At 37.9% G+C, this 25,353-nt stretch carries 22 protein-coding genes; 3 read left to right on the top strand and 19 right to left on the bottom strand.

All coding sequences use genetic code 11. The features are described from left to right. Positions 1 to 8: 8 nt before the first annotated feature. From mug to pxpA, 11 genes are all read right to left on the bottom strand, one after another. Positions 9 to 521: a G/U mismatch-specific DNA glycosylase gene (gene mug / locus ACFX40_RS13795; RefSeq protein ID WP_028408428.1), complete on the bottom strand. Its 513-nt coding sequence runs from the start codon at positions 519 to 521 to the stop codon at positions 9 to 11. Between the two features lie 68 nt (positions 522 to 589). Further along, positions 590 to 1,930, bottom strand: a complete 1,341-nt coding sequence (locus tag ACFX40_RS13790; protein ID WP_060745554.1) for a coiled-coil domain-containing protein — start codon at positions 1,928 to 1,930, stop codon at positions 590 to 592. Between the two features lie 588 nt (positions 1,931 to 2,518). Next, the gene (locus ACFX40_RS13785) at positions 2,519 to 3,328 is read right to left on the bottom strand and encodes a uroporphyrinogen-III synthase (RefSeq protein WP_377255261.1); all 810 of its coding nucleotides are present in this window, start codon (positions 3,326 to 3,328) and stop codon (positions 2,519 to 2,521) included. Positions 3,329 to 3,355: 27 nt separating this feature from the next. Then, positions 3,356 to 4,120 carry an IclR family transcriptional regulator gene (locus ACFX40_RS13780; RefSeq protein WP_274156715.1) on the bottom strand — a complete coding sequence of 255 codons (765 nt, stop codon included), beginning with the start codon at positions 4,118 to 4,120 and terminating at the stop codon, positions 3,356 to 3,358. A gap of 131 nt (positions 4,121 to 4,251) precedes the next feature. Continuing rightward, entirely contained in the window at positions 4,252 to 5,616 is a 1,365-nt protein-coding gene (gene accC, locus ACFX40_RS13775; RefSeq protein ID WP_098525010.1) for an acetyl-CoA carboxylase biotin carboxylase subunit, read from the bottom strand. A 28-nt stretch (positions 5,617 to 5,644) separates the two neighbouring features. Continuing rightward, a complete protein-coding gene (gene accB / locus ACFX40_RS13770) occupies positions 5,645 to 6,106 on the bottom strand; it encodes an acetyl-CoA carboxylase biotin carboxyl carrier protein (RefSeq protein WP_098525009.1) in 462 nt (153 codons plus the stop codon). A gap of 22 nt (positions 6,107 to 6,128) precedes the next feature. Further along, the gene (locus ACFX40_RS13765) at positions 6,129 to 7,124 is read right to left on the bottom strand and encodes a 5-oxoprolinase subunit C family protein (protein WP_028408422.1); all 996 of its coding nucleotides are present in this window, start codon (positions 7,122 to 7,124) and stop codon (positions 6,129 to 6,131) included. Further along, the gene (pxpB, locus tag ACFX40_RS13760) at positions 7,121 to 7,876 is read right to left on the bottom strand and encodes a 5-oxoprolinase subunit PxpB (protein ID WP_028408421.1); all 756 of its coding nucleotides are present in this window, start codon (positions 7,874 to 7,876) and stop codon (positions 7,121 to 7,123) included. The genes ACFX40_RS13765 and pxpB overlap by 4 nt, the downstream gene beginning before the upstream one ends. 17 nt (positions 7,877 to 7,893) lie before the next feature. Then, complete coding sequence (locus ACFX40_RS13755; protein ID WP_377255257.1) at positions 7,894 to 8,685, bottom strand: putative hydro-lyase; 792 nt, start codon at positions 8,683 to 8,685, stop codon at positions 7,894 to 7,896. A gap of 52 nt (positions 8,686 to 8,737) precedes the next feature. Beyond that, positions 8,738 to 9,976 carry an NRAMP family divalent metal transporter gene (locus ACFX40_RS13750; protein ID WP_035335539.1) on the bottom strand — a complete coding sequence of 413 codons (1,239 nt, stop codon included), beginning with the start codon at positions 9,974 to 9,976 and terminating at the stop codon, positions 8,738 to 8,740. Positions 9,977 to 10,000: 24 nt separating this feature from the next. Next, the gene (gene pxpA / locus ACFX40_RS13745; RefSeq protein WP_098333122.1) at positions 10,001 to 10,762 is read right to left on the bottom strand and encodes a 5-oxoprolinase subunit PxpA; all 762 of its coding nucleotides are present in this window, start codon (positions 10,760 to 10,762) and stop codon (positions 10,001 to 10,003) included. 393 nt (positions 10,763 to 11,155) lie between these two features. Here pxpA and ACFX40_RS13740 point away from each other — a divergent pair, with 393 nt between their 5' ends. Next, positions 11,156 to 12,751, top strand: coding sequence for an alpha-amylase family glycosyl hydrolase (locus ACFX40_RS13740; RefSeq protein WP_377255254.1), 1,596 nt, complete (start codon positions 11,156 to 11,158; stop codon positions 12,749 to 12,751). Between the two features lie 121 nt (positions 12,752 to 12,872). On the opposite strand, the gene ACFX40_RS13735 is transcribed toward ACFX40_RS13740, so the two are convergent. The 6 genes from ACFX40_RS13735 to ACFX40_RS13710 all read right to left on the bottom strand — a co-directional run bounded on the left by ACFX40_RS13735 (position 12,873) and on the right by ACFX40_RS13710 (position 19,639). Next, entirely contained in the window at positions 12,873 to 14,375 is a 1,503-nt protein-coding gene (locus ACFX40_RS13735) for a sensor histidine kinase (RefSeq protein ID WP_377255251.1), read from the bottom strand. After that, complete coding sequence (locus ACFX40_RS13730) at positions 14,372 to 15,058, bottom strand: response regulator transcription factor (RefSeq protein WP_098249639.1); 687 nt, start codon at positions 15,056 to 15,058, stop codon at positions 14,372 to 14,374. The genes ACFX40_RS13735 and ACFX40_RS13730 overlap by 4 nt, the downstream gene beginning before the upstream one ends. 56 nt (positions 15,059 to 15,114) lie before the next feature. Then, positions 15,115 to 15,672, bottom strand: a complete 558-nt coding sequence (locus ACFX40_RS13725; protein ID WP_377255249.1) for a class I SAM-dependent methyltransferase — start codon at positions 15,670 to 15,672, stop codon at positions 15,115 to 15,117. A gap of 1,313 nt (positions 15,673 to 16,985) precedes the next feature. Then, positions 16,986 to 17,171: a hypothetical protein gene (locus tag ACFX40_RS13720; protein WP_136789227.1), complete on the bottom strand. Its 186-nt coding sequence runs from the start codon at positions 17,169 to 17,171 to the stop codon at positions 16,986 to 16,988. 589 nt (positions 17,172 to 17,760) lie between these two features. Beyond that, entirely contained in the window at positions 17,761 to 18,219 is a 459-nt protein-coding gene (locus tag ACFX40_RS13715) for a GNAT family N-acetyltransferase (RefSeq protein ID WP_336116726.1), read from the bottom strand. Continuing rightward, positions 18,206 to 19,639 (bottom strand): class I adenylate-forming enzyme family protein, encoded by a 1,434-nt coding sequence (locus ACFX40_RS13710; RefSeq protein ID WP_377255246.1) that lies wholly within the window; start codon positions 19,637 to 19,639, stop codon positions 18,206 to 18,208. The genes ACFX40_RS13715 and ACFX40_RS13710 overlap by 14 nt, the downstream gene beginning before the upstream one ends. 154 nt (positions 19,640 to 19,793) lie before the next feature. On the opposite strand from ACFX40_RS13710, the gene ACFX40_RS13705 reads away from it, so the two are divergent. Beyond that, a complete protein-coding gene (locus ACFX40_RS13705; protein ID WP_098333107.1) occupies positions 19,794 to 20,351 on the top strand; it encodes a biotin transporter BioY in 558 nt (185 codons plus the stop codon). A 14-nt stretch (positions 20,352 to 20,365) separates the two neighbouring features. Beyond that, a complete protein-coding gene (locus ACFX40_RS13700; RefSeq protein WP_377255708.1) occupies positions 20,366 to 21,460 on the top strand; it encodes an acetyl-CoA C-acyltransferase in 1,095 nt (364 codons plus the stop codon). An 11-nt stretch (positions 21,461 to 21,471) separates the two neighbouring features. Here the strand turns inward: ACFX40_RS13700 and ACFX40_RS13695 are convergent, their stop codons facing one another. After that, entirely contained in the window at positions 21,472 to 22,128 is a 657-nt protein-coding gene (locus ACFX40_RS13695; RefSeq protein WP_028408397.1) for an MtnX-like HAD-IB family phosphatase, read from the bottom strand. A gap of 17 nt (positions 22,129 to 22,145) precedes the next feature. Then, complete coding sequence (locus ACFX40_RS13690; RefSeq protein ID WP_377255243.1) at positions 22,146 to 25,352, bottom strand: SNF2 helicase associated domain-containing protein; 3,207 nt, start codon at positions 25,350 to 25,352, stop codon at positions 22,146 to 22,148. Position 25,353: the final 1 nt, after the last annotated feature.

Genomic DNA, 25,353 nt, shown 5'->3' with positions numbered 1-25,353 from the left:
GGCTTTCTCTATTTTAATGTACACAGCAGCTTCGGAAGCTCTGCATAAATGGCGACTACTTCATCTACTTTCATTCGAACGAGCCCGCTTGAAGACGGGGCAACAAAGTCCATTATTCCTGATACCATCGATTTCTCTTGTTTACCCCACTTTACTTGCTTTCGTCCGCTGTACTGCTGATAGACACCTTTTCCAACAAAACAAACGATTTTAGGCGTATATGTAGCTATTTTTTCCTTTAAGATTTCTCTGCCTTCTGCATATTCTTCTTTTGTAATCTCATCAGCTGCCTTTGTAGGACGCTCTACAATATTTGTTAAACCGTACCCCAGCTGGAGCAGCGAGTGATCTTCCTCCGGATGATATTTACGATCTGTCAAACCTGCTTTGTGAAGAATCGTCCAGAAGCGATTGGTTGGATTCGCAAAATGATGACCCGTTTCACCTGAACGGATGCTTGGATTAAAACCGACAAATAAAATATCTAAGTTGGGTTGTATATGATCAAAAATAGAATTCATAGTCATACGCTCCTTACAATATAAAAAGAAAACATCCAGATGGGATGTTTTCTTTTTACTATACCCTATTAAATACGAACTACGCGTCCGTTGAATTTTTGTTTCCAGTAGCCGCTGCTCATGTTTGCAATTGCAACACCTGTTGAGCTTTGAGCACCGATGAACTTGCCGCCTCCTACATAAATGCCAACGTGACCGTCTTTTTTATATGTATCGAAGAAAACAAGATCGCCAGGCTGCATTTGACTAGAAGACACTTGTGTTCCCGCATGCTTTAACGTCTCTGTACTTACAGATCCAAGAGGTCCAAGGTTAACGCCTACTTGAGAATATGCCCAGTGTACAAATGACGAGCAGTCAAATAAACCGCGGCTAATATCAGACTGGCTGCGTCCTCCGCCAAATACGTAAGCAGAGTTTCCAATCCAGCGGTTTCCTACTGTTACAACATTGCTAGCTTTTGGAGCCGGAGCGCTTGTAGGTGCCACATCATTGCTGCTTGCTTTTGGTGCTTCTGCCTTAGCAGAAGATGAATCGGCTTGTTCAGCTGGCGCAGCCGCTGCTTTTTGAGCTTGCTCAGCTGCTTTCTTAGCTGCCTCTTTAGCCGCTTGTTCAGCTGCTTTTCTTGCTGCTTCTTCTGCAGCTTTTTGATCTTTAATATTTTGTTCAAGCGTAGACTGTTCATTTGCAAGAGAGCTGTCTTTTGCTTGTAGAGAAGCCTTTAGTTCTTCATTTTTTGCTTCTTTGTCTTTTAGTTCTTTTGCCAGTGCATCTTTTTGTTTCTTTTGAGCTGCTAGCTGGACAGTCATTTCATCTAGTTCTGCCTTCATGTCTTCTAAGCTAGCTAGCTTAGATTTAACATCAGCTTGTTTTGTTTTTAATTCGTCTTGCATATTTTTAGTTTCTTTTAAAATACCACGGTCTGCATCTACAATAGTTGAAACAGCTAGCGCGCGGTCTACAAAATCACTGAAGCTTGAAGAACCAAGTAAAACTTGTAAATACTCTACGTTACCGCCGCTTTCTTGCAGAGAACGTGCACGATCTTTTAAAATATCGTTTCGCTTTTCAAGTTTTTCTTGAAGCAGCTTAATTTCTTTTTCAAGCTGCTCTACTTGTTTAGACGTTTCTTTAATATCGGCTTCTGTTTTTTGGGCTTTTTTATTGTTTTCTTCTTCTGCTATTGTTAATCGCTCAAGCTGTGCTTTCATTTGATCTTGTTCTGCTTGAAGGCTTGTTAATTCATCAGAAGCTGCTTTGATGTTAGATTGCACATCTTGACGCTGATTTTGAATCTGAGATTTTTGTGATTCCATATCCTGAATGGTAGAAGCATACGCTGGAGTTGATAAAACTCCTCCCAGGCCTAATAAAACCGTTGTGTTAAGTAAAAGCATTTTCTTTTTCAATATGAATTCCTCCGCTTTCTCGCTCTGTTAAACTAGTAATTTCTAATTATGTATCAATATGTATAAAAGTATGACAATTTATGTAAAGTTCACTGTATTTGTCGATAAATAGCTAAATATGCTAATGAAAATCTACGAAAATTATACCACGATAAACGTTGAAAAAAAGAATAACAATATTACAATTGTATTTCAGTAATGTAACATTTAAAGCTTGTGTATACATTCATCTTTCACCTGCAAAAATATACCTTTATATCCCTGTTAAAATAAATAATCTACCGGGCTTTACACAGCACTGTTTTTAACATGATAAAATAGGCGATCAAGATTTTTTAAGCTGGTTGGATATAAGTTGTTGCTAAAGAGAACGTAATGATTTTTTAACATCCACGTCTATTTTTTACCTTTTTCTGCTATTTTTACAGTATTTGAAAATGATTTTCTGAAATAGTAACAAATCTATGTTTATCTGTTGTTTCCACGTGTTTAAAAAAAGGGTGATAGGTAATTATCAAACAATATTCGACAATGCTCGGATGAAGTCATACAAAAGACCTTCTCACTGTGAAGCGAGAAGGTCTTTTGTTAATCACGCTGCTGATAATAATGTTCTAAAGCTACAATTGCACTTCCCATTCTTTCTTGATCAGGAATAACAATACGATCTACTCCTTCTTCTTTTAAAGCAGCAGCGGTTACTTTTCCTACAGATACAGCTACTACAGAGCTTTTAAAGAGTTCTCGAATGCGATCAGCTTGTCCGTGTTCTCTTGCAAATGAAAATAAAAAGCGAGCCTGCGGAGCGCTTGTGAAATTAACAGCATCAATTTTTCCGCTTATTAATTCGTTTATAAGCTGTTCCATCACTTCTGCTTTTGGCGGAATATGCTGATACGGTAAAATCTCTTTAAATTGGGCTTTTTGATTCGAAAGAAAGTCAATCAATTTTGGTACAGGATCTCCGTGAAGCTGAAGCGCTACATGCTTTCCTTCAAACGAAAACGAATGAAGCGCCCTGACTAGTCCCGCTGTACTTCCATCATCATCTCGAACAGTTGGAGTAATGCCTAGCTTTTTTAACATATTTACAGTTTTATACCCGCGTGCAGCAATATGAGCTGCTTGTAAAGAAGAAAGAAATTCGTCGGCCAGCCCTAGCTTTTCTGCCGTTTTGTAAAGAATTTCTGTACCGACCCCTGTCGTAAAAATAAACCATTCATAATTTCCTTTTACCAGTTCTTTAATATCTGCTTCTAAATGTGTGTCGTCTAAAAAGATTGTTCCTTGTGCAGGTCGTACAAGCGGGGTCCCGCCAAGGTTTTCAACAATTTTGCTGATTTCTTCTACTTTACGCTGACCTACGAGTGCGACTGTTTTACCTTCTAATCGTTTCAATGGTCTACCTCCATTTTTCTATGTATGCTACTTTAATGATCCTTGATAACCGAGTTTTTCAGAAATTAGGCTCGCCGCTTCTGTTACTTTTTGAATAATGAACGGCAGTCTGTCTCCTTGAAATCTCGCTTCAATTCCCGCTACGCTAATCCCTGCAACCACTTCATTTTGATGATTTACAATCGGCGCGCTCACGGATGTTGTAAAGTTTTCTAATTCAGAGGTGCTAATGGTATACCCTTTTTCTTTTGCTTCTTTTAATACATTTCTTAGCTTTTTTTGATCTGTAATGGTTCCAATTCCTATTGGAGCTAGCTCCGTTTGAGTAATATATTCCTCTTGTTCTTTTTCGGGTAAATGCGCCAAGATAATGCGTGAACAAGCTCCTGCATAAAGAGGTGAACGCCTTCCAATTGATGTATAAAGACGCACTGGATGAAGTGTATCTACTTTTTCAATATACATAGCTTCATTCCCATCTCGTACAATTAAATTAACCGCTTCTTCTACTTCGTCTCGGAGCGTTTCCATTACAGGCTTTGCGATATTTCTAATATCTAAGCGATTAGCCACTAGCTGACCAAATTGTAAGAATAAAAGTCCTAGCGAATAGTATCCTTGCTCGTCTTTTGTTAAAAATCCCATCTCTTCAAGCGAACCAACCATCCGGTGCAAAGAAGTTTTCGGAACGCCTGAATATTCCATCATTTCTGTGAAGGTCAGCTTAGGGTGCTTGATAAAAAGCGTGAGAATTTGCATGGATTTAACGACTGTTTTATTGTTAGCTTGCATAAAACCTTCTCCCTTATTTGTACGAATACATGTATTTGATAGACGTATAGCTTACTAGCTAATCATATGTTCTTTTTATTATACATGAAGAAAAAAAGGAAAGCACTCCCTTATAAGAGCACTTTCCTTTCTTAAACCGTTTCTAGTTCTTTAATTGAAATAGGGTTACTTTCTAGAAATTTGGTTGTAAAATCCCCTTCTTTAAAAGAAGGATGGTTCAGTAATTCTAAATGAAAAGGAATGGTTGTATGAATACCTATAATGATAAATTCTTCGAGCGCGCGTTTCATTCGTTGAATCGCTTCATTTCGATCTTTCCCCGTTACAATTAATTTCGCTACCATTGAATCATAAAATGGAGAAATTTCATAGCCTGGGTAAACGGCGCTGTCTACACGAACCCCGTAGCCACCAGGAGGTAAATACATCTCGACTTTTCCAGGAGAAGGCATAAAGTTTTTAGCCGGATTTTCTGCGTTGATCCGGCATTCAATTGCCCATCCCTTCAACTGAACGTCCTGCTGAGCAAATGATAGCGGGTAGCCTGCTGCTACTGAAATTTGTTCTTTAATTAAGTCAATGTTTGTTACAAGTTCTGTAACAGGGTGTTCAACTTGAATTCGTGTGTTCATTTCCATAAAGTAAAAATGCCCGTGCTTATCTAACAGAAACTCAACTGTTCCGACACCTGTATAATCAACTGCTTTAGCTGCCGAGACAGCCGCTTTGCCCATTTTAGCACGAAGGTTTTCATCTACCGCAGGAGACGGAGCTTCTTCTACCAATTTTTGATGACGGCGTTGAATCGAACAATCTCGCTCCCCTAAATGAACCACATTCCCTTCTTCATCAGCAATGATTTGAATTTCGATATGTTTTGGTTCTTCTAGGTACTTTTCAAGATATACGCCGCCGTTTCCAAAGGCTGTTTCTGCTTCATGCTGTGCTTGACGAATTGCTTTTTCTAGCTCTTCTTCGCTATGAGCTAGACGCATTCCTTTTCCGCCACCGCCAGCTGTGGCTTTTACGATGATTGGATAACCTATTTCTCTTGCTACTGGAATAGCTGAGCTGCTATCTTTAATCAACCCTTCTGTTCCAGGTACAATAGGCACGCCGGCTTGTTTCATTGTATCTCGTGCTACAGCTTTTGCTCCCATTTTACGGATGGCTTCTGCTTTTGGACCAATAAAGGTAACGTCATAGGATTCACACATCTCAGCAAAATCAGCATTTTCAGCTAAAAATCCGTATCCTGGATGAATAGCGTCTGCCTTGGTTACTTGCGCTACGGTAAGTAAATTACGAATATTTAAGTAGCTTTCTTTAGAAGACGTTTTACCAATACAAAATGACTCATCTGCTAGCTTCACGTGAAGTGCATCTTTGTCTGCTTCTGAATACACGGCCACGGTTGCAATCCCCATCTCTTTACAAGCCCGAATGATACGAACTGCAATCTCGCCGCGGTTTGCGATTAAGACCTTTTTGAACATAATGACTCCTCCTGACAGTATGTATACTTTAGTATGACTTTACGGTAAATAAAGGCTGTCCAAACTCAACAACATCCCCGTCTTTCACAAGAATTTCAAGCACTTCTCCTTCCATTCCCGCATCGACTTCGTTAAACAGCTTCATCGCTTCAATCACACATACAACATCTTTACGTTCAACTGTTTGTCCTACTTGAACAAAGGGATCGGCGTCTGCTTCTGGCTTGGCGTAAAAGGTTCCGACCATTGGTGATAAAATTTGCTTTTCATTGTTTTCTGCTGCGTTTACAGACATAGAATCTTGAGGAGCTTGCTCAGTGGCATCGGCTTTTACTTCATCTGTTTTCACTTCTTTAACAGCTGTGTCCTCTAAAGGAATTCCTGCTTTATCAATAACAACTTTTGTTCCTTCATGTTCAATATGAAGCTTTTGAATACCAGATTCATTCATTAATGAAACAACTTCTTGCAATTCACGTACGTTTATCATTTCTTGTCACTCCCGTTTTGTGTTATTTAGTTGACGCAAGGTTAATAGCAATCTTCAATTCTTGAAGCATCTGTTCTTTTTCTAAATAGATTCTTTCAGCTTCGTGAAGCGAAATGTGAGAAAAGTAAATGGATTCTCCAGGTTTTACTTGAGCTAAAAGCGGTAAATCCGCTGTGATGACTTGAGCAATTTTAGGGTATCCCCCCGTGGTTTGACGGTCTGCTAACAGAATGATGGGATTTCCATCCGGCGGGACTTGAACAGAACCTTGTGAAACAGCTTCAGACAATAACTCTTTTTTTTCTTGAAGCTGAAGAGAAGGTCCGTCCATTCGATAGCCCATTCGGTCTGATTGATTCGATACTTTAAAAGGCTCTTTCGTAAAATGACTTTTGCTTTCAGGTGTAAATAAATCGTATTGACTGCCGTTCATAACACGGACACCTGGTTTTTTTGTAAAGTGAACAAGTTCTTTATAATTTACGGACCATGAAGAAGTATATACCCCGTTTATCACTTCATTTGAAAGAAAAGCAGGCTTTGAAGCAGCAGGAACGGATAGAGGTAAAACATCGTCTGCTTGTAATGCTCTTCCTTTGTAGCCCCCGATTTCACCTCTTAAATACGTACTTTTACTATTTAACACTTCATCAATAGCAAATCCTCCTGCTACAGATAGATAGGAACGACACCCGGTTTTGCAAGGGCCAAATGATAAAGTGCTTCCTTTTGAAATAAATAAAGGTTTCCACATCGGGACTGGCTTTCCGTTGATCGAAGGAGTTAAATCTCCTCCGGTAATTGCTACTAAACAATCGCTTTCTATTTCAAGGGTAGGCCCCATTAGCGTAACTTCAAGTCCTGCTTCTTTTTCATCGTTACCAACTAGTAAATTAGCAATTCGAAGGGAATAAGAATCCATTGCTCCGCTTACAATCACACCGTGCTGCTGAAATCCTCTTCTTCCTAAATCTTGAATGCTCGTTAATAATCCGGCTTTACTGACTCGCATACTCATTTTTCACCCTCCTTTGCCTGCATTTCTTGATATTCTTCTTTAGAGATGGGTTTAAACTTCACAATATCTCCTGCTTGAAGCAAACTTGGCGGATTTTGCTCTGGCAAAAACAGTTTAATCGGCGTTTGCCCAATTAATTGCCATCCTCCGGGAGTGGAAATAGGATACACCCCTGTTTGCATCCCCGCAATACCAACCGAGCCAGCAGGAATAGAGGTGCGAGGAGATGGCCGGCGAGGCGTAGCAATTCTTTCAGATAACCCTCCGAGAAATGGAAATCCAGGAGCAAATCCAATCATATATGCTAAGTATTCGCCTTCAGAATGAATACTAATTACCTCTTCAGTTGTTAAGTTATGGTGACGAGCGACATATTCAAGGTCAGGTCCATACTCTCCTCCGTAGCAAACTGGAATAGAAACCGTACGATGGTTTAACTCTTTTTCTGTCTGTTCGTTTTCTAGTTTACATTGAATGATAGAAGACACTACTTCAAAGGGAGACACAAATTCTTTTTTCTCCTTCTTTTTTACAGCTGCTACCACTTCAAGAGGGTTATAGAAAATTGTAAGGTTTGTAAATGCCGGCACGCACTCAACAAATCCAGGGAAAGGTTTTAATTCTATCGAATCTTTACACGTTTTAATTTGTTTATGAATGTCGTACTGAATGCTATCTCCAAACGTTATTACAAGCGCTGAATCACCAAGCGGAGAAATAACAGCCGATGCTTTTGTTGCAGTTTGATTCATATCTACACCTCTTTCTTTTATAAAACACCTAGTTTTTCATCTCGAATATCTGTGATAAACATATGCCCCGGAGCATGCGTAATCATAATAGAAGGTTTTGTTTCCATTGCTACTGCTTGAGGAGTTACACCACAAGCCCAAAATACGGGCACTTCTCCTTCCTTAATTGAAACAGCATCGCCAAAATCCGGAGAGTGAAGGTCTTCAATGCCTATCGCAGCGGGATTTCCAATGTGAATAGGTCCTCCGTGCACAGCTGGAAACCGTGAAGTTACTTGGGCTGCCCGCACTACATCTTGCTGAGGAATTGGCCGCATACTAACCACCGTTGAGCCGTAAAATATTCCCGCTTCAGCGCATGAAATATTTGTTTTATACATAGGAACATTACAATTTTCTTCAATGTGACGAACGGGTATGTCGTTGTTTAAAAGCGCGTGCTCAAATGTAAAGCTGCAGCCGATAAGGAAAGCTACCATATCTTCTGTCCAGTAATCTGTGATATCGGTTACTTCTTTTACCAGTTCCCCATTTTCATAGATTCGATACTTTGGAATGTCTGTACGAATATCTCCCGACGGAGCTGCAAACTTCGGCACCGGAGATCCAGCGTCTGTGACATCTAAAAGAGGACACGATTTAGGGTTACGCTGACAGAACAATAGAAAGTCAAAAGCTTGTTGCTTTGGTAAAATAGCTAAATTAGCTTGAGCATAGCCGTTTGCCATGCCTGCTGTTGGTTGAATAAGCTGATTGTTACGGATTTGCTGACGAAGTTCAGCTGGAGTTAGTTGTGAAAGGGTTATCATGTTTCCATCTCCCATCATTGCCCGCACGCAACTTACGTGCGGGCACATTGTTTTATTTAAATAATTGAGGAAGTTGATCCATTAACGTATAGCCGCCCATTAAAGCCATTACAATAACGACAAGTACACCAGAAATGGTAAGCCATAAAGGATGTTTATACTCGCCAACGATGCTTTTTTTGTATGCAGCAACCAGTAATGTTCCAAGAGCGATCGGCAGAATTAATCCATTGATTGCTCCAACTAAAAGAAGAACTTTTACAGGTTTTCCAATTAAGACAAATGACAGAGTTGAAATAATAATAAATCCAATAATAATCCAGTTTGAGTTTTTATTAAGTTTTTCACTAAACGTTTGAATAAACGAAACGGATGTATAAGCAGCTCCTACCACAGACGTAATAGCGGCAGACCACATAACAATACCAAAGATTTTATACCCAACGTTTCCTGCTGCGAGCTGAAACACGGATGCTGGAGGATTGGCTGGGTCAATTTGTAAACCTTTAGACACAACGCCAAGTACAGCTAAAAACAAAGCGATTCGCATAACGGAAGTGATAAGAATTCCTGTTACAGAACTTTTTGTTACTTGAGGTAAAGAATCGATGCCTTTTACGCCGGCATCTAAAAGACGATGTCCGCCAGCAAAGGTGATATAACCACCGACTGTTCCTCCAACAAGCGTAACGATCGCAATGATGTCGATTTTGTCAGGTGTAAAAGATTTCACTACAGCTTCTCCAACAGGAGGTGAAGTGGTAGCGGCTACATATAGCATCAGCCCAATCATGACAAAACCTGCAATTTGCGTGAAGCGATCCATTGCTTTTCCAGCTTCTTTTACAACGAAGATTAATACAGCAATAACTGCACTAATTGCAGCTCCGGCCGTTGGAGAAATACCGGTAATCGCATTTAATCCAAGACCGGCACCGGCAATATTTCCAATATTGAAAGCAAGTCCTCCAATAACAATTAAAATAGCGAGCACGTATCCTAATCCAGGAAATACCATGTTGGCGATTTCTTGTCCTCGTTTTTCAGAAACGGCAATAATTCTCCATACGTTGGTTTGAGCAAAAATATCAAGAATAATTGAAATTAAAATAACGAATCCGAAGCTTGCAGCTAAATTTTGTGTAAATACGGTAGTTTGAGTTAAAAAGCCCGGTCCAATAGCCGATGTGGCCATTAAAAAAGCGGCTCCAAGCATTAACGTCCAGTTTACTTTAGGCGCAGCCGAAAGCTTTTGCTGAGGTGTTGATTTTTTAATTGGCTCCAATATCATCTTCCTCCTGATAGTATGTAGTTTTTATTTTGAAATAGCCTTAACTACCACTTCTGATGCTCGTAAAGAACGGTTGACATGACGGGCAAATTCAAGTGCGTGAGCTCCATCTCCATGGATGCAAATCGTATCTGCCTGCAATTCTACATCCTTACCTTGCTGAGACTTTACCTTCCCTTCTTTCACCATTGTAATAACTTGAGAAACAGCTTCATCGTCATTTTCAATTAAAGCATTTGGTTCTGTGCGAGCAGTGAGAGAACCGTCTAACTGATAGGTACGGTCTGCAAATACTTCGTTAGCCGTTTTTAAACCAATTCTGTTACCTGCTTGAATCAGCTCACTTCCAGATAACCCAAACAAAATCAGCTCAGGATTTACGTTGTAAACAGCTTTTGCTATTGCTTCAGACAACGCTTTGTTTTTAGCAGCCATGTTATATAGTGCACCGTGAGGTTTTACATGCTGCATCGATAACCCTTCTGCCTGCAAAAAACCGTTTAATGCCCCAATTTGATAGACCACGATATCGTAGGCTTCCTGAGGTGAAATCTTTATGTTTCTGCGTCCAAAACCAATAAGGTCCTGCAGACCAGGGTGAGCCCCAATTTGCACTTTTTTTTCAGCGGCTAATTTTACCGTTTTTCTCATGACGCTCGGATCCCCTGCGTGAAATCCACAGGCTACGTTCACAGACGTCACGTGCTCTAAAATGGCTTCATCATTGCCAATACGATAAGCACCAAAGCTTTCCCCTAAATCACAGTTTAAATCTACTTTACTCAATGCGTTTTTCCCCCTTAACACCTTTAATGTAAGCGTAATCATTTGCAGATAGTAAATGAAATTCAAGCTTTATTATCTGCATCAATACTTTGAGTTCCGTTTTCCGGAACCTCAGTACCGTTTTTCAGTTATATTTGGATTTTAGCACGAGATGATGAATTGAACAACAACATTGTCAGAATATTTGACATAGTCATTATTTTCACTTGGATAATAATCCCTTATTTTATTGCTATCTTCTATCTATAGCCTTAATATAACGCAGCCGCTTAATGCCATTAGACACAGTAAATAACTAGGTTGTCAGAAAAATTACTAGTTCAAAATAATCAAAATGAAATTTTCATTGTAATCGTTTTCAAATAGGTGCTATATTTCAATTGTAGTCAATTTATGCAAACGATTGCAAATAAAGGGGATGAAACGATGAAAGGGAAAAAATGGACAGCTTTAGCTCTAACACTGCCGCTGGCTGCTAGCTTATCAACAGGCGTTCACGCAGAAACTGTACATAAAGGTAAAGCTCCAACAGCAGATAAAAACGGTGTCTTTTATGAGGTGTATGTAAACTCTTTTTACGATGCAAATAAAGATGGACATGGTGATTTAAAAGGTCTTACACAAAAGCTGGACTATTTAAATGACGGAAATTCTCATACAAAGAATGATCTTCAAGTAAACGGGATTTGGATGATGCCAGTCAACCCTTCTCCTAGCTATCATAAATATGATGTAACGGACTATTATAACATTGATCCGCAGTACGGAAATCTGCAAGATTTTCGCAAGCTGATGAAAGAAGCAGACAAACGAGATGTAAAAGTCATTATGGACCTTGTTGTGAATCATACGAGCAGCGAACACCCTTGGTTTCAAGCTGCATTAAAAGATAAAGACAGCAAATACAGAGATTACTATATTTGGGCCGATAAAAATACCGATTTGAATGAAAAAGGATCTTGGGGACAGCAAGTATGGCATAAAGCTCCAAACGGAGAGTATTTTTACGGAACGTTCTGGGAAGGAATGCCTGACTTAAATTACGATAACCCTGAAGTAAGAAAAGAAATGATTAACGTCGGAAAGTTTTGGCTAAAGCAAGGCGTTGACGGCTTCCGCTTAGATGCTGCCCTTCATATCTTTAAAGGTCAAACTCCTGAAGGAGCTAAGAAAAATCTCCTATGGTGGAATGAGTTTAGGGATGCAATGAAAAAAGAAAACCCTAACGTATATCTAACGGGTGAAGTATGGGATCAGCCGGAAGTAGTAGCTCCTTATTATCAATCGCTTGATTCCCTATTTAACTTTGATTTGGCAGGAAAAATTGTCAGCTCTGTAAAAGCAGGAAATGATCAAGGAATCGCCACTGCAGCAGCGGCAACGGATGAGCTGTTCAAATCATACAATCCAAATAAAATTGACGGAATTTTCTTAACCAACCATGACCAAAATCGCGTCATGAGTGAGCTGAGCGGCGATGTGAACAAAGCAAAATCAGCTGCTTCTATCTTACTTACGCTTCCTGGCAACCCGTATATTTATTACGGTGAAGAAATCGGCATGACTGGTGAAAAGCCTGATGAGTTAATCCGTGAACCGTTCCGCTGGTACGAAGGAAACGGACTTGGACAAACTAGCTGGGAAACACCTGTATACAATAAAGGCCGCAACGGTGTGTCTGTAGAAGCACAAACCAAACAAAAGGACTCTTTGTTAAATCATTACCGTGAAATGATTCGCGTGCGTCAGCAGCATGAAGAGTTAGTAAAAGGAACGCTTCAGTCTATTTCAGTAGACAGTAAAGAAGTTGTTGCTTATAGCCGTACGTATAAAGGCAAATCCATTAGCGTGTATCATAATATTTCAAATCAACCGGTAAAAGTATCTGTAGCAGCGAAAGGTAAATTGATTTTTGCTAGTGAAAAAGGTGCTAAAAAAGTCAAGAATCAGCTTGTGATTCCGGCGAATACAACGGTTTTAGTAAAATAATTAAAAACACCTTCGAGTGATTACCAGGTAATCACTCGAAGGTGTTTTTTCATAAAAAGTTAGCATGAGAACATTATCAGAAATTGGTGTAAACATCATTTCTACTGCTAATCTAATTAGTTCATAAATCTTCATAAATAATTTCTTTCTCTTCTTTATCATGAGGAAAAGGCAACGCAACATACATCGTTATCTTTTCTTTCTCACTTTCTGCCCATATTTCTCCTTGATGAAGTTCGACAATTCGTTTGGCAATGGAAAGACCAATGCCCGATCCTGCCACTTCGCTAGAACGTGCTTTATCCATTCGATAAAACTTATCAAACAGATAACTTAATTCCTCTGAATTAATTTGATCTGTAGTATTAGAAATACGTGTAATAACTTGCTTGTCGTTAGTATAGAGGTCTATCTCAATATCTCCACTTTTGTGGCTGTATTTCTCAGCATTCGAGAGTAAATTATCGAAAACGCGAATCATTTTCTCAATATCTAGGGAGATAAAAACAGCCTCATCAGGAATCTCTACTTTTACGGAAAGCCCACGATTTTCAAACATGGGAGTATACTCTCCTGCAAGCTGATATAGGACTGCACCTAAGTCAACTTCTTGAAATTGCATGTCTACGTCAGGTAAAGACAACTTTGTATATTCGAATAGTTCATCCAATAAATTTTTCAATTTGAATGAAATGCCGTAGGTAGTTTGAATGTATTTTTCTAGCTCCTCACTATTTTTATACTGTTTATCTTTCACGAGTGTCAGATATCCAATAATAGAGGTCAGTGGAGTTCGTAAATCATGCGAGAGATTCGTGATTAATTCATTTTTTGCTTGTTCAACTTTACGTTCTTTTTCAAACCTTTTCCTCATTTGTTCGGTCATCCAATTGATGTTTTTAGCTAAGAATGACAGTTCATTTTTACCTTTCACGGGAATAGAATACGTCCAATCTTTGTTCACAATTCTGTTGATTCCCTCTTCAATCTGCTTAATATACCGTGTAATAGGCCTTGTCCATAATAGAAACAAGACAAAAAAGATGAGTACACTACCTCCAAGTCCCATATAGACTTGATAAATATATCTATTCGGACTAAAAATAGGATCAAAAGAAGGTCCTTCAATAATGAGGTATCCGATATCACCTTGAAGGGAAAGAAGCGATATAAAAGAAGAATAATGTGTATTAAATGATTCATTGCCCGTGGATTCATCTGCAAGCTTTTGTTTAAGTAAATATTGTATATTGGTATTTTTTATCTTTTGGTTATTTGAATGAAAAAGAACGTCTCCTTTGCCATTTGCTACTAAGAACCCTAAATTAGAATGGGCATCCGCTATAGGATTTAGCGTTGAAGCAATGTGATCTATATCATCTAAGTTCATGTGCTTCTCTTCCAAGGAATGAGTGAGTTGTGCAAGGAGCTTTCTAACGGTCTCTTCCTCTTTTTGTTGCTCTATTTGCCGGTTACGAATATCCCCAAATTGAGGATTGATAAAGATGAAAAGAAAAAAGCTAAAAATAGATATGACCAAGGAGAGAATAAAGATAAGGAATAACTTTGTGTTCAAATTGACTGATGGACGTCCAATCTTATCTGCATTATTTTTTGTTTTCATGCTTTATAGCCTACGCCCCATACTGTCTGAATATAGATTGGTTTTTTAGGATTCTCTTCTATCTTGTCTCTGATTTTTGTCATATGGACCATAATCGTATTATCCGACTTATAAAAGGGTTCTTTCCATACAGTTTCATAAATCTGTTGAATACTAAATACTTGTCCTTGATGCTGAAGTAATAAAGAGAGAATTTGAAATTCTTTAGGAGTTAGACGCACCTCTCGATCTCTTACAAACACTTCATTTGTTCTTCCGTCCACTTTTAAGTCTCCCTTTTCTAAGAAGTGGGAAGAAACCTCTCTTTCAGGGGGCATATAGTATCGACGAAGTTGAGATTTCACACGCGCCATCAGTTCTAATGGGTTAAAGGGCTTTGTAACATAGTCTTCTGCTCCACTGGCCAGGCCGTGAATTTTATCCATGTCTTCTGATTTAGCTGATAAAAAAATAATGGGCATGGTATATTCTTCTCTGATTTTTAAGCAAGTATCTATCCCATTCATCCCGGGCATCATCACATCTAGAATAATCAGGTCAATTTTTTGTTTTTTCAACATATCCATAGCTGTTTCAGCATCCGGTACATCTACTACTTGATATCCTTCATTTTTTAAATAAATGGACATAATATTTCTAATTTCAGCTTCATCGTCGACAATAAGGATGGTTCTTTCTGACATGTTTCTTCACTCTTTCTATTCTTAAATTCAATATAAACTAGAGAACAGGAGTAGGATTAGTTATTACATACGAATACATAAGCTGGTGGAACATTTCTATACACTTTTTCATACTGAATCGTAGTAAAAAAGGATTCAAAGAAAGAGCGTTTTACTTTCGAATACTGGAATGTAATGAACTTGCCTTCTGGTCCCAGCAAAGATCCTGTCTCATTTAAAATCTGTGTAGAAATAGTTCCTGGTAAGCTTGTAAAAGGCAATCCAGACACGATATAGTCTACTTTTTCAATGCCATATTGTTTTAAATAGTCACTTATATTCTCAGCAGAGTCATGAATAATGTACACATTCTCGATATGTCCATATTTCTTCTTTAATATGTTATAGAATGTTTCATTGGCTTCTATCGCTAAGAAAATGGTGTCTTTCCGTTTATTTTGAACAACTTCTTCTGTAAATACGCCTGTTCCTGGACCATATTCAATGATACACGTTATTTCCTCAAATGGTATAGGCTTCATCATTTTCTTAGCTAATGATTTAGAGCTCGGCATAATAGCTCCAACTGCACGCGGGTGTCTCATAAATTCTTGAATGAAATGCATGGCATTCATTTATTTCTCCTCGTTTCTTCAGGTGATAAGTTATAAGCAGTAGTTTAATGCTAAAATCTTAATACGATACGAGGAAAAACCTTAACAATTCTTAAGAAATACTTATGAAAAGATAACTTTTATAAAGAATCCAAAAATAAACGTTACATGCTGGTCTTAAAAAAGGGGTGCCGTTAGTTCTTTTCCTTTAAGAACTAACGGCACCCCTTTTTGATTTTATAACTGTTAACATAAAACGGATTATCGGTACAAAGAACAACCTGACAATTAAAATATATTTTAATTGTCAGGTTGTTCTTTAGGATTTATTTTATCAATGTCATATAAAAACATAGTGAAATATATTCCAATAAAAAGAATTAAAAAAATAACAGTCCTGTAACCATTGGTTATAAAATTTAAAAAATGAATCTTTCCTATGAGAAGGTCAATGAGCATAGGAATAAACATACATAACCATATGAAATCTCTATTTTTAACAATCTGGAAGATAATAATTATTGAAAAAATGATTGTGCAAACTAAATAAATCAAGTATATCCCCCCTAACATCATTAAATTTAACACATTTATCCAATATAATGTTAATTAACATTATGTAATTTATAGGAATAAAAGTATTTTAATGTTTATCTATAAGTGTTTTAATAGAAAAGTAAATATTTCAAAACAAGAAAGTGAGAACAAATGGACTTTATTTTTAATTTTATAGTTGAATTTATTGAAACAATAATTATGATGTGGCTTGTTTCATTTGCATTAGAAAAACTGAATGTATATCAGTTAGAAAAGAAAACTAAATGGAAGTTAATACTTACTCTTTCACTTATATTAAGTATTATCTTTGCATTAATTGACCTATTATAATATGCATATCGTATACAGATTAAGTTTACATAATGTAATTTCTAAGCATCAAAAAGAGCATCTAATAATACTGTTAGATGCTCTTTTTACTTTCCTGCTTTTTCTTTTTTATTAATAAACTTGCTATGATCATAAACAAGCCTAGAATTCCCAGTGTTAAATGAAAAGTATAAAAAATATCTTCTCTCATGTACCCTAAAATAAATTGACCTCCAAATATCATGAGGAATGATATCCCAGGAGCCAATGGGGGGGTTTTTATAATATAATTCTTGAGTTTAATCATTTAAAAGCCCTCACTTTCCTTATAATTAAATTTCAACAAAATTCAAGTGTTAGGTTAGGCTTTATAATCTATATACACTAAAAAAAATTACTTAACATAATCACAGTTATAGGAACAAAAAGTGCTTGGATAATTGTTATCCAAGCACTTCTAAATTCAATTATGTATTGCTTTTCTTTTTTATATTTTTACCTGTATAAATAGAATTAACTATCAATATTAGAGTTCCTAAAAGCCACCCTACAACAGGAGAGTACTCAAATACATTTTTTAGGGCCATCCCTAAAGAAATAGATGCCATTCCTAACATTAGTAAAAGTACAGTAATACCTTGTTGTCTTTGCATATAAATCACCTCAAATGCTTTTTCTTCTAATCAATTATTTTTCGCGTTGCTGCTCTCTTCGTCCTACAATCCAAGCCAAAGATAAAGTTGGAATAGTTAAAACTACTGCAGTTAACATATTTATATACACCTATTTTTCCTTATAATTACATTGTAACATACAATCAAAATAGAATTTAAGGATGTATATCATATACATTTCTAGTTTACATAATACATCTTCTCGAACATACCACAAAAAAGAACCCTTTTGGGAGTAAGGGTTCTTAGGCAGATATGAAGCTTTTTATACAACCTTGATATGAAAGGTTTTCTCAGAGAAATAGATGAAGAGAGAATGCATAAAAAAGCAGTTTTTTATACATCTGCTAAACAGTTCAAATAGTTAATTTTATATTAAAAACAGCTTCTTTTCTTCTGCTAAAATTGAGTACAATTGCAGATCCTTCAAGTCGCGTCGAATAGAAGGCTTACGTTGTCTTCAATAGGAGCATAAGGCTCTGATAATAATAAAGTCGTTACTATATTTTCTTTCTTTTGACCATTTAATGTACAATAAAAAATCCGTGGATATAATCCACGGATTTTCTTACAGCTCTTTTTCCAAACAGTTCACTTGATTATGATGCAGCGGCTTAGTGGCATACTGTGTAAAACCAAGGCGCTCCCAAAACAGCTTGGCTCTAGGGTTTTGGGACAGAACGCCAAGGCGAAGAAAGGAAACTCCTTCTTCTTTTAGCTTGTCTTCAAACGCTAGATACGCCTGCGTTCCGAAACTGAAATTGTGGTAGGCACTATGAATAATAAAAGCCCCAATCCATGGATAGTCATCATTTGGGTTTTGTTTCATGTAATCGATAACCCCTACGTATGTATCGTCGGCTTTTATAAAGTAACTGTCCGTTTTTTTATTCATATACTCTTTAAAAAGCTCTTCTTCACTCCGCTCTTTTTTACCGTTTTCTAACACGTTATAAGCTTCGTTTGAATTGATAATCTCTGACACAATATACATCGTGTCAGCTGTAATAGGTTCAAATGAGATCATATGTCTTCCCTTCTTTCTCTGTAAAGTAGCTGTATATCGTTGCTTTATCAATTTTACCATTTTTCATTCGGGGAAAGGACGTTAAAACTCTCCATACGCGCGGGATTTTATAAGCAGATACTCGTTGTGTCAGCGTTTGTCTCACATCAGAAAGAGAAATGTTCTCTAAAACAATTGCTGCACCTACTACTTCTGAACGTTCAGCATCTGCTACGCTAAAAACGGCTGCTTCGCTAACGCCCGGTATTTGTAAAAGCAGCTCTTCAATTTCTTCGGCATACACTAAGCTTCCGCTGCTTTTAATTACATTTTTGTCTCTTCCTACGATGGTAATGCTCCCGTCTGGAAGCTGAACCGCAATATCATGCGACGTAACATATCCGTTAAAAAATGAGCGGTTCGTTTCTTCGCTGTCATTAGCAAATCCTTCAAATGCTTGATTTGTTTTTACAAATAGTGTCCCTTTGTCTCCTTTTTCTACTTCTTTTCCACGTTTATTCAGGATTAAAACGTCTACACTGTTAACAGGATAGCCTACCGTATGAGGCATCGTTTCAGCTGTATGTGGTGAAAGCACCGTAACAAATCCCATTTCGGAAGATCCGTAATATTCATACAGATAGGCATTAGGAAATGCTTGTGAAAATTTCTTTCGAACGGAAGGAGATAATTTATTGCCTACTGAAATCACGGTTTTTGGCAGAAGTCGTTTTTCTTTTGGTCTGCTTTGTACATAACGAAGCAATGGAGAAATTAATGCAGGTGTAATAGACATACAGCTAGCTTCCTTGTTAAAAACAGCCGAAGGTGTAAACGCTTCTAGCATGATAGCGTGCATACCGCTGCAAAGCGCATGCAAAACTGGGTAAAGCTGGGCAGAATACGAGATATGTAAAGGAACAAGCACTTTGTCGTGTTGCTCTAAAGAAAATATATCCGACCACTCTTGAAATGATGAAGACCAAGAATAATGCGATTTTACAAACCCTTTTGGTCTCCCTGTTGATCCAGAGGTAAATCCAAATAAAAATAAATCGGACAGTGCATTCACTTGCCGTACGGGCAGGATTGGTTTTTCTTTTGTTATGTTAGTTAAAGAAGATGTTTTCCATAGCCAATTCGGGGATTGAATAGAAAAATAGGTATCCACTTCAGCCTCTGTTAGCTCATTATGTAAAAGCATCACAATTCCGCCCGCTTTTAAAATCGCTAAAAATGACACAACAGCATCTGCATTGTTTGGCATACTTAACGCAACGAGCTCTCCTTTTTCCATCCCTTTTTCTTTCAGCTGATTTTCGGCTTTGCATACATGATCCCACATTTGACCGTAGCTTAGCTTATTAATAGAATCCGATAGTGCCAGTTTGCCAGGCGTTTGTTGACACTGATAAAAAATTAGTTCTTCAATTCGTTTCATTACTGATTAAACTCCCTTTTTCTTTTACTTTTAGTGTACCGTAAATACGGGTTTGAGAAAATAAAAATGTAAACTTATATAAAAATTAAGTTGACTAATTTTAGTTTTATAAGATACGATAGTCATGTTTTATCATACATAGCGGAGGTTTACGATGAAAACAAAAGATATGACGTACGTTGCATTATTCACGGCTATAATGGGAGCTCTAGGACTCGTCCCTCCTATTTTTTTATCTTTTACACCCGTTCCAATTACTCTTCAGCCTATGGGTGTCATGCTATCGGGGGGAATTCTTGGAGCTAGGTTAGGAGCTTTAAGTCAATTTATTTTTTTATGTTTGCTAGCAGCTGGCGTTCCTTTACTTGCTGGAGGACGCGGAGGAATCGGGGTATTTTTGAGTCCGAGTGCTGGGTATATCATTGGCTATGTGTTTGCAGCTTTCTTTATTGGATGGACGTTGTCACGATTAAAAAATGTAACGGTTGCAAAAGCATTTGCCGTAAATGTGTTATTTGGGATTGGGTTGGTATATGCATGCGGCATTCCTGTACAGGCACTACAGCTTCACATTCCATTTCTAAAATCTCTTCAGCTAAGCTTCGTTTACCTTCCAGGTGACTGTATAAAAGCAGTGGTCGCGGCTTATCTAATTACAAAAGTTCGAAAAGCAGTAGCGGTACCTGGTCGTTCTAACACGACTTCTATGTAAGGAAGTGATGACTTATCTATCAAGCAGCAATTGTAAAAGCGAAGCGTACGGTCATTGGAAAAGAAAACGGTCTACTGAAAGATTTTTATGTTCAAGAGCTAACGGCTCCTTTATTAAAACATCTTAGCGCTGGAATTGAATATGAAATCGATGACGTTATTTTAGGGAATGTTGTAGGTCCAGGAGGAAACGTAGCTAGGCTGTCCGCTTTAGAAGCAGACCTCCTTTTTTCTATCCCGGGAATGACCATTGACCGTCAGTGCGGAGCTGGCTTAGAGGCCATTCGAATGGCCAGCTATTTGATAAAAGCAGGCGCTGGAACGTGTTATTTAGCTGGAGGCGTTGAAAGTACAAGTACTTCTCCTTTTGAAAAAAGAGCACGTTTTTCTCCTGATAAAATTGGTGACCCTGACATGGGGATCGCAGCAGAAAACGTAGCTCAGCGATACAATATATCTAAAGATCAACAGGACAGATATGCTCTTTTAAGTCATGAAAGAAGCTGGGAGGCTTTTGAAAAAAGGTTGTTTGAAGAAGAAACGCTTCCTCTTCCAAACGTGATGCACGATGAAGCATTTATGAAAAAACGAAACCTAACAAAGCTGCTGCAAAAAGCCAGCCCCGTCTTTTTAAAAAAAGAAGGCACCGTCACTGCAGCCAACAGCTGTGGAATTAACGACGGAGCCTGCATTGCGCTTGTGATGGAAGAGCAAAAAGCACGCGCTTTAGGCTTTCAGCCCGTTTTACGTTTTATTGACGCTGATATTTCAGGAGTGTCACCTCTTTACCCTGCTATTGCGCCCGTTTCTGCGATTAGAAATATCTTGAAGCGAAATTCTCTTAAGGTAGATGATATTGACTTATTTGAAATAAATGAAGCATTTGCTGTTAAAGTTGTTGCTTGCATGCAAGAACTGGGAATATCGGAAGAGAAAGTGAATATTCGCGGTGGAGCATTGACGATAGGACACCCATACGGAGCATCGGGAGCTATTTTAGCTACGCGTCTTTTTTATGAAAGCAAGCGCCGTGACGTGCGATATGTAATAGCAGCTTTAGGAAGTGGAGGCGGAATAGGAACAGCGGTATTATTTGAAGTAATCAAATAATACCGCTGTTTTTATCTTTTTCTTATCACTTTGTGTTGTATTAAATATTGCTCAATATCTTCAAATGTTTCAACCGGAACAAATGAAACGTTTTGTTCGCGCAGTAAATCTTGCAAAGAATCTTTTGCAAATGTGACGTCTGCATATTTTGCCGGATGCGAATCCGGCTCGCTGTCTCCAGCAAAATAAATCGTTTCATATGTCTCTTTTAGTTCTTTAATAACAGCAGATTTATCTATGCCGTAGCGTTCTGAATGCCATCTGTGAGCAGGGTCTAGACGCAAGTGAACGTTGTTTTGATGGAAATATCCTTCATTTGAATAAACTTCCACTTTTTCAACACCGTATTTATCTAAAATCGGTTTAATATAGTACGTTGTTCCAGCGCTTAAAATATAAAAATCTCCGCCGTTTTTCTGAACAGCTTTAATAAAAGCGGGCACGTATTCATCGATTGGAATATTCGCTACTTCTTCTAAAATTTTTGGTTCTTCTTGGTGAATGGATTGAAAAACAGTAGATAAAAAATCAATATCTTTCATTTCTCCTGCTTTCCACCGGTGGAAAAGTTTTTCACCTTCTGGAAAATATTTTTCAATCACAATCCAGTAAAAATCTTTTTTTGAAATCGTTCCATCAAAATCTGATACAAACGCCCATTTTTTCATTCTTTACACGTCCTTTGCTACATACTAAGCAGTTCTCGAAGCTCTTCTTCTGTCAAGCTAGAAAGCATTGTTTCTCCCGGCTGAATAACCTGTTCGATGAGTTCTTTTTTCTTTTGCTGCAAGCCGTAAATTTTTTCTTCGATGGTTCCTTGAGAAATAAGCTTGATGACCTGCACAACATTTTTTTGTCCAATGCGGTGTGCACGGCCTGCCGCTTGTTCTTCAATCGCTGGGTTCCACCATAAGTCATATAAAATAACCGTATCGGCTCCCGTTAAATTTAAACCCGTGCCTCCGGCTTTTAATGAAATTAAGAAAATGTCTTGTTCTCCATTATTAAACCGATCCGCCATTTCCACTCGTTCTTTTGATGGCGTTTGACCGTCTAAATAAAAGTATGAGAGATTTTCTTTTTGAAGCTCTTCTCGAATAATGTGAAGCATGCTTGTAAACTGAGAAAAGATTAACAAACGTTTTCCATTGGCAACCGCATTTCTTGTAATCTCAAGCAGCTGCTCTAATTTGCTTGAATCCCCTTCGTAATTTTCAACGAATAAAGACGGATGACAGCAAATCTGGCGAAGTCTTGTTAATCCCGCCAAGATCTTCATTCGGTTTTTATTAAAATCTTCACCGGCTAAAGATGATTTTAACTGTTCTAAATACCCTACATATAATTCTTTTTGTTCTTTAGTCAGCTCAGATAAATGAGTTGTTTCAATTTTATCAGGCAGTTCTTTTAACACATCCTTTTTTACTCGTCGCAGTAAAAATGGTCTTACAATTCGACTGACCTGCTCCGATGACATGTTTTTAAACTGGCGAAGCCCTGGAAATAAGCCAGGAAGAATGGTCTGAAAAATTGACCAAAGCTCATCAAGTGAGTTTTCAATAGGTGTACCGCTCAGCGCAAAACGTTTTTTAGCTGAAATAGTCCTAACAGCTACTGCTGTTTTCGTTGTATGATTTTTAATACTTTGAGCCTCATCTAGAATTAAAGCATGAAAATGAAGATGCTGATACAAATCGATATCTTGACGCAGCGTTGGGTAAGATGTAATCCATACGTCAGCTGTGCGTTTTAGCTTCTCCTCACGCTCGCTCGGCGTTCCTGTAATGGTTTGAACCGTTAAATTCGGTGCAAATTTCTCCAATTCGTTGCGCCAGTTATAAATCAAGGAAGCCGGCACAACAATTAAAAAAGCACTGCTATCTTCATCAAGCTCTTTTTCAGATAGGATATAGGCAATGCTTTGAAGCGTTTTTCCAAGCCCCATATCATCAGCCAGCACGCCTCCTAAAGAGTAGTGAGCCAGAGATTTAAACCACTTAAACCCATTGTACTGATAATCACGCAGTGATGCCTGCAAGGATTCCGGTACTTCCCAATCCATTTCCTCTGGAGATTTAAGCTGTGTAAGTAATCTTTTAAATGCTGAGCCGAACTTAGCCGCTGATTTATTACCCGCACTCATAATCTCTTCTACTTGCATTCCTCTGTATAAAGGTACTTGCAATGAGTTATCCTTTAAGTCTTTCTCGGTTACGTTTAGCTCACGAAACAGATTTTGAATATGCTCAAAGCCTTCGTTTTCAAGAGGAATAAACGCACCGTTATCTAGACGATGATAGCTTTTCTTTTCTAAAACAGATTTTAAAACATCTTGAACGGTCTGATGATTAATGTCTCCTAAATCAAAATTAATTTCTAATAATCCATTGCTGTTTTTGATATCAACCGTTGTTACTGGTGCAGAAAAATCCGTATAAGCATATTCTTTCATCTCATCCGTAATATACACATCCGCTATTTCATCAAGTTTTGGAACAATATGAAACAAAAATTCATATAAAGATGATTCATCTTGATTTAAATACAGCTGGTTTTTATAAATGTTTAAAGGAGCTGTTTCAATTAAATCCATCACGCGGTCTTCTTTTTCTAAATCGCGTATTAAGATTTTATCGTACTTTTCAGGTTGAGATAAAAATGGATTAATTGAAATCTCTCCGTAGTGGTACCGAAGCGTCACAAACAGCTGTTCATCTTCCCCGTCAATAAATACTTTTGCTTTTAGTTCAGGCGCAATAATCTGGTGGGATACTTCTTTTGCGATATCTACTTTCCCCACTTTTTTTAGTCCTGGAACGACGTGTGATAAAAAATTGCCCATCTGCTCTTCTGCTATAGGTACGACTGGCTTCAAAGGCGCCGTTTTTCGAAGCCCTTCAAGAAGCATACGCTGATCTTGAGATAGCTCATAAAACGTCCCGTTTAAAAATAGCCACCCGTATCGATCAAAAAACGAAGCTTGATGAAGCTCCGTAAAGTCTAGTTCAAATCCAGCTGCCGGGTGCTTATTTAACTGAAACGAAAAAGGAGCTGAGCTTTCAGCAAAGATAATATTTTCATATGAGTGCCCGTCATGAATAAATGTAAAGTTCCGATCTTTGAGCAATTGAAATAACTCTTTGGCTATGATGGAGGGAATGATTAGTTCTCTGTTATTTGCAGACGAACGATACATGGAATAAGAATTTTTATAAAATGATTCATTTGTCATAATATCCATCAGCAGCTCAATGATTTTTCTATCTTCTTCTATAAAAAAATGTTCCGCTGGGTCATATTCGAAGCGCTTGGTAAATTCGTGAGTTTGGAATTCTTTAACGTCTGTTAAAAATTCTTGAATGTTTTTTACTACATACGTCCGGTCGACGCCCACTTTCATTTCAAGCGCTACGTACATTCCTTCTGAACGTAAAAATTCTTCTGAGTAAGACTTGCAAATAAATTCTACTTTCAACGGATCTTTATCGGCATATTTTCTGTGGTCGCTTATGGTTTGCTGATAGCTTGAAAATAAGTCGATAAAGTGATTTACATTCTCGTATTCTTTGCTTTGGCGAAAAGGCTTCGTTTTAATTGGCTGCGGCTTTGCTCGCTCATCGCAAATGGTTAATAAAACAGCTACTTCGTGTTTGCATTCTGAAAACTCGTGATAAGCAGGACAATCGCAGAATGAATAAAAAGAATTTCCTTTTTGTTCAACCATTACCGTATACATTTCCGCACCTCGAACGGATGCTGTCCACGTAGTGGTCTGTTCATTGTATTCCAAATCAAGCACACGTCCCTGCTTGTAATACGTGTGCCCTCTATAGTACGTTCTGCTTGAGTACGAATCTTTTAATTGTTCTCTGTTTAATGTTTTATTTATCATC

The sequence above is a fragment of the Priestia sp. YIM B13552 genome (assembly GCF_042787775.1).
Taxonomy (GTDB): Bacteria; Bacillota; Bacilli; order Bacillales; family Bacillaceae_H; genus Priestia; species Priestia megaterium_E.
Note: the sequence above shows the minus strand (reverse complement) of the source record. Positions and strands in the feature narration are given on the sequence as shown.